8 protein-coding genes are annotated in these 7,748 nt (G+C 67.6%); 6 read left to right on the forward strand and 2 right to left on the reverse strand.

Features of this window, described 5'->3' with window-relative positions:
• The first annotated feature begins 43 nt into the window (after positions 1-43).
• Positions 44-409, forward strand: a complete 366-nt coding sequence (locus SBI80_RS27435) for a HesB/IscA family protein (RefSeq protein ID WP_318978255.1) — start codon at positions 44-46, stop codon at positions 407-409.
• Between the two features lie 13 nt (positions 410-422).
• Here SBI80_RS27435 and SBI80_RS27440 read toward each other — a convergent pair whose 3' ends face one another.
• Complete coding sequence (locus tag SBI80_RS27440) at positions 423-1,067, reverse strand: Rv0361 family membrane protein (protein ID WP_489685613.1); 645 nt, start codon at positions 1,065-1,067, stop codon at positions 423-425.
• A 76-nt stretch (positions 1,068-1,143) separates the two neighbouring features.
• On the opposite strand from SBI80_RS27440, the gene SBI80_RS27445 reads away from it, so the two are divergent.
• Entirely contained in the window at positions 1,144-2,118 is a 975-nt protein-coding gene (locus SBI80_RS27445) for a carbohydrate kinase family protein (protein ID WP_318978257.1), read from the forward strand.
• 19 nt (positions 2,119-2,137) lie between these two features.
• On the opposite strand, the gene asnB is transcribed toward SBI80_RS27445, so the two are convergent.
• On the reverse strand, positions 2,138-4,081 hold the full coding sequence (gene asnB / locus SBI80_RS27450) for an asparagine synthase (glutamine-hydrolyzing) (protein ID WP_318978259.1): 1,944 nt from the start codon (positions 4,079-4,081) through the stop codon (positions 2,138-2,140).
• A 138-nt stretch (positions 4,082-4,219) separates the two neighbouring features.
• Here asnB and ctaC point away from each other — a divergent pair, with 138 nt between their 5' ends.
• The 4 genes from ctaC (at position 4,220) to SBI80_RS27470 (ending at position 7,324) form a co-directional block, all read left to right on the forward strand.
• Positions 4,220-5,257: an aa3-type cytochrome oxidase subunit II gene (gene ctaC, locus SBI80_RS27455; RefSeq protein WP_318978260.1), complete on the forward strand. Its 1,038-nt coding sequence runs from the start codon at positions 4,220-4,222 to the stop codon at positions 5,255-5,257.
• Positions 5,258-5,270: 13 nt separating this feature from the next.
• Positions 5,271-5,690, forward strand: a complete 420-nt coding sequence (locus SBI80_RS27460; protein WP_318978262.1) for a cytochrome c oxidase subunit 4 — start codon at positions 5,271-5,273, stop codon at positions 5,688-5,690.
• Between the two features lie 162 nt (positions 5,691-5,852).
• A complete protein-coding gene (locus tag SBI80_RS27465; protein ID WP_318978263.1) occupies positions 5,853-6,671 on the forward strand; it encodes an MmpS family transport accessory protein in 819 nt (272 codons plus the stop codon).
• Positions 6,671-7,324, forward strand: coding sequence for a DUF2561 family protein (locus SBI80_RS27470; protein ID WP_318978264.1), 654 nt, complete (start codon positions 6,671-6,673; stop codon positions 7,322-7,324). Before SBI80_RS27465 ends, SBI80_RS27470 begins: the two co-directional genes overlap by 1 nt.
• The last annotated feature ends 424 nt before the right edge of the window (positions 7,325-7,748 follow it).

Below are 7,748 nucleotides of genomic sequence, written 5' to 3' on the forward strand. Positions count from 1 at the left end.
TCGACGAAGACCCCTCGAAGAAGATTGGCATTAGGGAGAAGGAATGACTGTTCAGGACGAGTCGACCACCACGACCACCGCTGCTCACGGTGCCATCCTCACCGACGCCGCTGCGGCGAAGGCGAAGTCGCTATTGGACCAGGAAGGCCGCGACGACCTGAACCTGCGCATCGCGGTCCAGCCCGGCGGTTGCGCGGGTCTGCGCTACGAGCTGGCCTTCGACGACCGGTCGCTCGACGGTGACCTCAACGTCGACTTCAACGGTGTCACGCTGACCGTCGACCGGATGAGTGCCCCGTACCTCCAGGGCGCCACCATCGACTTCGTCGACAGCATCGAGAAGACCGGCTTCACGATCGACAACCCGAACGCCGGCGGCTCCTGCGCCTGCGGCGACTCGTTCAACTGAGTCGGCGCGGCCGCTAGAACTGGCCGCTGTTCCGCGGTAGGTACGAGCACACCAGGATGGTGCGGTCCTGCACCAGCAGCTGGGCGATGCCCTGACGCTCGACTTCGCCCTGGCGCCCAGCCGGGGTGGCCCGCATCGTGAACAAGACCTGCGCCTGATAGGGCGACCACGTCACGATCTTGTCGATCGTCGAGACGGTTGCCTTCGAGTACTGCCTGCGGAAGGCGTCGCTGCTCAGGTTGGCCAGGGTCATGTCGGAGCGGCGGTCGGTGACGGCGTCGAAGAAGCCGCACGAATTGTTGCGCGCAACGGTCTCGTCGTCGCCGTTGCTCAGCGCGTCGAGGTAACCCTGGATCGCGGTGGTGGCGGTCGCATTCGTCACGGCGACCGGCCCGTGGTCCCCGCCCCTGGTGGCCAGCACGACGCCGGTGACGCCTGCGGCAATCAGCGCGACCACCACCAGCACGAGTGCGATCACCAACCCGCGCTTACGACGCGGGCGATTCGGGTAAGGCACCGGGGGAGGCAGCGCGCCGGGATAGGCCGACGGCACGTGTCCGGGGTAGGACGGCTGGCCTTGCGGCGGCGTTGCTGAAAACGGCTGTTGAGGCCGCGATTCCGGGGCTGGGGAATCGGGGTACGGGAATGGGCCGGCCATGACGTTGTTAGGCTAGCGCACCGATCTGCGAGCTAGTGTTATTTAGACGGCGTAATCAAATGAAGGGTGACGCTTCGTGACCATTGTGGTGACCGGTTCCATCGCGACCGACCATCTGATGAAGTTCCCCGGCAAATTCTCCGAACAGTTGCTGGCCGATCACCTGCAGAAGGTGTCACTGAGCTTCCTCGTCGACGATCTGGTGCTGCACCGCGGCGGGGTCGCCGGCAACATGGCCTTCGCCATTGGCGTGCTCGGCGGTGACGTCGCCCTGGTCGGCGCCGCGGGCAAGGACTTCGACGAGTACCGCAGCTGGCTCACCGAACACGGCGTCGACTGCTCGCACGTACTGATCTCCGACGCCGCCTACACCGCGCGCTTCGTGTGCACCACCGACGAGGACATGGCCCAGATCGCGTCGTTCTACCCCGGCGCGATGTCGGAGTCGCGCAACATCAAGCTCGCCGACGTGGTCGCCGACACCGAGACCATCGACCTGGTCATCGTCGGCGCCAACGATCCCGACGCGATGGCCCTGCACACCGATGAATGCCGCCAGCTCGGGCTCTCCTTCGCCGCGGACCCGTCCCAGCAGCTGGCCCGCCTGTCCGGCGAGGAGATCCGCAAGCTCATCGACGGCGCGACCTACCTGTTCACCAACGACTACGAGTGGGATCTGCTGCTGCAGAAGTCCGGCTGGAGCGAGGCCGAGGTGATGAACCAGATCGGTCTGCGCGTCACGACGCTCGGGCCCAAGGGCGTGGACCTGGTGTCCTCCGATGGCACGTTCGTCCACGTCGACGTCGTCCCCGAAACCCATCAGGCCGACCCGACCGGCATCGGCGACGCCTTCCGCGCCGGCTTCCTGACCGGACGCGCCGCCGGGCTCAGCCTCGAGCGGGCCGCGCAGCTGGCATCGCTGGTCGCGGTTCTGGTGCTCGAGGCGACCGGTCCCCAGGAGTGGACGTGGGACCGCGACGCCGCCATCGAACGCCTCGCCGACGCCTATGGCGCCGACGCCGCCCAGGAGATCGCCGCCACCCTGAGCTGATCGGGGCCGAGCTGAGCGGCTACAGCTGCACCGGGTAGGTCGGCTCACCGATGTGCGGCACCACGCTCTGCTCGACGAAGATCGCGTACCACAGCATGAAGATCAGCACCGTCCACAGCCTGCGGCTGTGGTCGGCCCCGCCGCTTCGGTGCTCGTCGAGCATGCGACGCACCTCGTCGAGGTCGATCAGGTGACCCGCCTGTGACGCCGCAATCGTCGCGTAGGCCCAGTCCAGCAGCTCGCCGGAGCGCAACCAGTGCCGGATCGGCACGGGGAAGCCGAGCTTGGCGCGGTTGAGCACGTGGGCGGGCACGATCGGTTCCAGCGCCCGCCGCAACGCGTACTTCGTGGTGGCCCTGGTGATCTTCTGCTCGAAGGGCAGCCGCGACGCGACCGCGAACACCTCGGGATCGAGGAACGGCACCCGCAACTCCAGGGAGTTGGCCATCGTCATCTTGTCGGCCTTGACCAGGATGTCGCCGCGAAGCCAGGTGAACAGGTCGACGTGCTGCATGCGGGCCACCGGGTCCCAGCCCTCGGACTCGGCGTACAGCGCCGCGGTGACGTCGGTGTGGGACCACTGCGGGCGGAAGCCGGGCAGCACGGCACGCAGCTGCGCGTCGGAGAAGCTCCTGGCGTTGCCGTAGTAGCGCTCCTGCAAGGTCAGCGAACCGCGGTGCAGCAGACCCTTGCCGCGCATGCCGTCGGGCAGCGGGCGCGACGCCCGGCCCAGTGACCGGCGCAGGGGACCGGGCACGTAGTCGAAGGCCTTGAGCGACAGCGGCTCCCGATAGATCGTGTAACCGCCGAACAGCTCGTCGGCGCCCTCGCCGGACAGCACCACCTTGACGTGCTTGCGCGCCTCGCGGGCAATGAAGAACAGCGGCACCAGGGCGGGGTCGGCCACCGGCTCGTCCAGGTACCAGACGATCTCTGGCAGTGCCTCGACGAACTCGGCCGGGCTGACCACCTTCGTGACGTGCCGGGCCCCGATCGCCTCGGCCGAGGCCACCGCGACGTCGACCTCCGAGAAGCCCTCGCGTTCGAAGCCCGTCGTGAACGTGATCAGGCGCGGGTTGTGCCGCATGGCGAGCGCCGCGATCGCGGTCGAGTCGATGCCGCCGGACAGGAAGGCGCCGACCGTGACGTCGGCCCGCATGTGCTTGGCCACGGAGTCCTCGAGGACCCGAGTGATCTCGTCGTAGCGGCTCCGTTCGGCGCCCGCGACGAACGGCACCGGCGAGAACCGGGGGACGAAGTAGCGCGTGACCCGTGGCGCGGCGCCGGGCCGGATGCGGGCGTAGCTGCCCGACTCCAGCCGGCGGATACCGCGGTGCAACGTCTCTGGCTCCGGCACGTACTGCAGGACGGTGTAGTGCTGCACCGCCCGCTCGTCGATGCTCAGGTCGATGCCGGCCGCCGGCGCCAGATCCAGCAGGCACTTCTTCTCGCTGCCGACGATGGTGCCGCCCGCGCCGGTCGCCATGAACAACGGCTTGATGCCGAACGGGTCGCGCGCGCAGAACAACTCGCGTTCCTCTGCGTCCCACAGCGCGAACGCGAACATGCCGCGCAACCGGTGCAGGACGTCGACGCCCCAGTGGTGGAAGCCCGCCACGATGGCTTCGCCGTCACCGTCGGTGGTGAACTCGACGCCGTGGGTCGCCGTCAGCTCCTCGCGCAGTTCGAGGTAGTTGTAGATCTCGCCGTTGAAGACCAGCTTGTAGCGGTCCGGCGAGTCGGGCGGACCCCAGGTCAGCGGCTGGTGGCTGTGCGCGATGTCGATGATCGACAGCCGGTTGAACCCCAGCACGATCGCCGGGCCGGAATCATCGTCTGCCCAGGTCCCTGGCTCGTCCGGACCTCGATGCCGCATGAGGTGGGTGGATCCGGACACGGCGTCCACCAGCTCGGCAGATGCGCCTGCGGACGGGTTGCGTAGGTAGGCCAGGAGTCCGCACACCGCGCCAGTATGCCGAATGTCGAGGCACGTCGAGACCAGCACCCTGACTCATTCCCCGGTCGCTTCGCTCGAGCGGTTGGGTGTGGTCTACGCTGCGTAGTATTCGCCTGGTTTCACGGACTTCTAGGAGGCACCAGCGTGACCGCTCGCGGGTTCCGGTTGGTGGCGGTGTCAGTGGTTTTGGGCGGGGCTGCCCTACTGCTCAGCGGCTGCAGCTACGAGACGGTATTCGGCCTCGGCTGGCCCACCGGCATCACGCCGGAGGGCAAGCTCAACCGAGACCTCTGGGTCTGGTCGGTCATCGCGTCCCTCATCGTCGGTGTGATCGTCTGGGCGCTGCTCTTCTGGACCAGCGTCTTCCACCGCAAGAAGAAGACCGACACCGAGTTGCCCCGCCAGTTCGGTTACAACATGCCGCTGGAATTGGTGCTGACCGTCATCCCGTTCCTCATCATCTCGGTGCTGTTCTACTTCACCGTCGTGGTGCAGGAGAAGATGCTGCACAAGGATCCCAACCCCGACGTCGTCATCGACGTGACGGCCTTCCAGTGGAACTGGAAGTTCGGCTACCAGAAGATCGACTTCAAGGACGGCACGCTCAGCTATGACGGCGTCGACACCGCCCGCAAGAACGCGATGGTGTCCAAGCCAGAGGGTGTCGATGCCCACGGCGAGGAACTCGTCGGACCGATCAAGGGCCTCAACCCCGAGGATCGCACCTACCTGAACTTCGACAAGGTCGAGACGACCGGCACGAGCAATGAGATCCCGATCCTGGTGCTGCCCAAGGGCAAGCGCATCGAGTTCCAGATCGCCTCGGCCGACGTGATCCACGGCTTCTGGGTTCCGGAGTTCCTGTTCAAGCGCGACGTGATGCCGGATCCGAAGGCCAACAACTCCGACAACGTGTTCCAGATCAGCGAGATTCAGGAGACCGGGGCGTTCGTCGGGCGCTGCACCGAGATGTGCGGCACTTATCACTCGATGATGAACTTCGAGGTCCGCGTGGTGGAGCCGAACGTGTTCAAGGCCTACCTGCAATACCGCGTCGACCACCCGAACGGGACCAACGCCGACGCCCTCAGCGCGGTGGGCCTCCCGCCGCTGGCCGTCACGACTCATCCGTTCGAATCCCGTCGCGGCGAGCAGGTTCCGATGCCGCAGGCGAGCAAGTAGGGGACGACACCGCATGCACATCGAAGCGAGACTGTTCGAGTTCCTCACGGCGTTCTTCGCGCTCTGCGCAGTCGGTTACGGCACGCTGACCGCGATCTACGCCAACGGTGGCATCGAGTGGGCGGGCACCACCGCGCTCGTCCTCACCACCGGGTTGTCGCTGATCACGGGCACGTTCTTCCGGTTCGTCGCCCGGCGCCTGGACACTCGGCCCGAGGACTACGAGGACGCCGAGATCTCCGACGGCGCCGGTGAGCTGGGCTTCTACGCACCGCATAGCTGGTGGCCGCTGCTGATCGCGCTGTCGGCGTCCGTCACGGCCGTCGCCATCGCGATGTGGCTGCCTTGGATGATCGTCGCGGGTGGCTGCTTCGTGCTGGCCAGCGCAGCCGGTCTGGTGTTCGAGTACTACACCGGCCCCGAGAAGCACTGACCAACCCCCCGCGCAAGGTCACGATAGAGGCCCCAGTTGGCTGCCGTACCGCGCCATCGGAGCCGTCGCGGCCCGACGTTCGATAGGGTTGCCGAGGCACGACCAGCGACGACACTCACGCTGACGTCGCGCCGTACCGGCAGTCGAAAAGGACAGGCGTAGATGAGCGGGCCGAATCCCCCAGAACCGGATTCTCCGAAGGAACCGGGTCGGGACGCCTCGAAGACGGGCGAGACGGAGATCTACTCGCGGGCATACTCAGCGCCCGAGTCCGAGCAGTTCACCAGCGCGCCCTACGTGCCGCCGGACTCCTCCCTCTACGACTACGACGCCTACGACGCCGTCGCGGACACCGATGACGCCACCCCGCCACGCTGGCCATGGGTGGTCGGCGTGGTGGCCATCGTCGCGGCGATCTCTCTGGTGGTATCGGTCGCGGTGCTGGTGACCCGCACCGACAGCGAGAACGTGGCGACGCCGGCGACCAGCACCACGAGCTCGGTACCCCCGGTCCAGGACGAGATCACCACGACCACGCCACCGCCTCCGCCTCCGCCGCCCACCACCGAGGAGCCGCCGCCCCCGCCGCCCGAGACGGTGACGGTGACCCAGGAGCCTCCGCCGCCCGCCCCGTCGCCGACCGAGGCGCCGCCCCCGCCGCCGCCCGCCGAGACCGGCCCGCCGCCGGTGACGACGACCGCCCCGGCCGGGCCGCGGTTCATCACCTACACGGTCACGGGCACGAAGGCGCCACTGGATCGCATCTCGGTGACCTACACCGACGCGTCGGGTCGGCAGCGCACCCAGCAGAACGTCTACATCCCTTGGTCGCTGACGGTGACCCCGATCTCGATGTCGGAGTTCGGCTCGGTGCAGGCGTCCAGCCTGCTGCGCTTGAGTAAGTTGAATTGTCAGATCACCACTAGTGACGGGCAGACCATCGCATCCCAGCAGAACAACGACTGGCAGACCAGCTGCTGATGACCAGTGACATCGGCAGCGGGGTTCGCACGGCCCCGGGACGGAGCGGCAACCCCGGACAGGTGGACCGGATCCTCATCATCGTGTGCATCGCCTTCTGGCTCACCGCCCTCGGGGCGGCAGTGGCATCGATCGTGGCGCTCGTCGACCTCGCGACGGCGCACACGGTAGGCGGAGGTGGTTCCGACACCCCGTGGCTGCTGTACACGGTGATCGGAGTGTCGGCAGCCGTGATCATCGGGGCGATCCCGCTGCTGCTGCGGGCTCGCCAAACTGCGACGACCGTGGTCGCGCCGCGCGCCGCCGGGGCGGACGACGCCGGCCGCCAGGAGGATCGGCCCTCGATCGCGCAGCGGCTGCAGCCCTTCGGAGCGCCCGTGCTGCGCGGCCACTCGGCCCCACCGGCCGGTGGGCGGGTCGGCTTCCCGACCGCCGCCGTCGACCAGATCTGGCTGCGCTGCTCCGCCATCCTGCTAGGTGCGATCGGTGCCGCACTGACGGGCATCGGCATCGCGACCTATCTGATGGCCTCGGGCAAGGACACCGCGTCGTGGATCGTGTACGGCGTGGCGGCGATCATCGCGGTCGCGATGATCGCGGCGCCGTGGTTCTACCTGCGCCAGCTGCGAGAGGTACTCGACGCCTCGGTCTGAGTCGTGTGGGCCCATCACAGCCACTCGCGTCTGCGTGATCGACGCGGCACTGGTCGCCGCGGCTGACCTTCGCATCGCCCAATGCCATTCGCAACCCGTCAGCGCCAGCCGGGAACGGGCCTGACGCTCTTCGCTAGCAGGGGCCCCGCCCCGCCCGATGGGGGAGCGGGGTCGAGCCGGTTGCCCCAGAAACGAAGAACCGCCCCGACTCTCGTCGGGGCGGTCTTCGTCAGTGCTGGCGCGGAGCGGTCAGTGGTGGCCGTTCCCGTTGCCGTGTTCGCTGATGTCGTTGGTGCCACCGGAGTCGCTTCCGTTGGTGTCGTGGCCGTTGGTGTCGTGTTGGCGTTGTTTGAGGGCGGTGATGGCGCGGTGTTCGGCGGCGTGGGCGGCGTGGACGAGGGCGTTGTGTTCGCCTTCGGGGTCG

Source organism: Mycolicibacterium sichuanense, assembly GCF_033741125.1.
Classification (GTDB): Bacteria; Actinomycetota; Actinomycetes; order Mycobacteriales; family Mycobacteriaceae; genus Mycobacterium.

Excerpts from the sequence above, each read along its gene's own strand:
- SBI80_RS27470 (WP_318978264.1), top strand. The coding sequence starts at position 6,671 with ATGACCAGTGACATCGGCAGCGGGGTTCGCACGGCCCCGGGACGGAGC.
- SBI80_RS27465 (WP_318978263.1), top strand. The coding sequence starts at position 5,853 with ATGAGCGGGCCGAATCCCCCAGAACCGGATTCTCCGAAGGAACCGGGT.
- SBI80_RS27435 (WP_318978255.1), top strand. The coding sequence starts at position 44 with ATGACTGTTCAGGACGAGTCGACCACCACGACCACCGCTGCTCACGGT.
- SBI80_RS27460 (WP_318978262.1), top strand. The coding sequence starts at position 5,271 with ATGCACATCGAAGCGAGACTGTTCGAGTTCCTCACGGCGTTCTTCGCG.
- SBI80_RS27440 (WP_489685613.1), bottom strand. The coding sequence starts at position 1,067 with ATGGCCGGCCCATTCCCGTACCCCGATTCCCCAGCCCCGGAATCGCGG.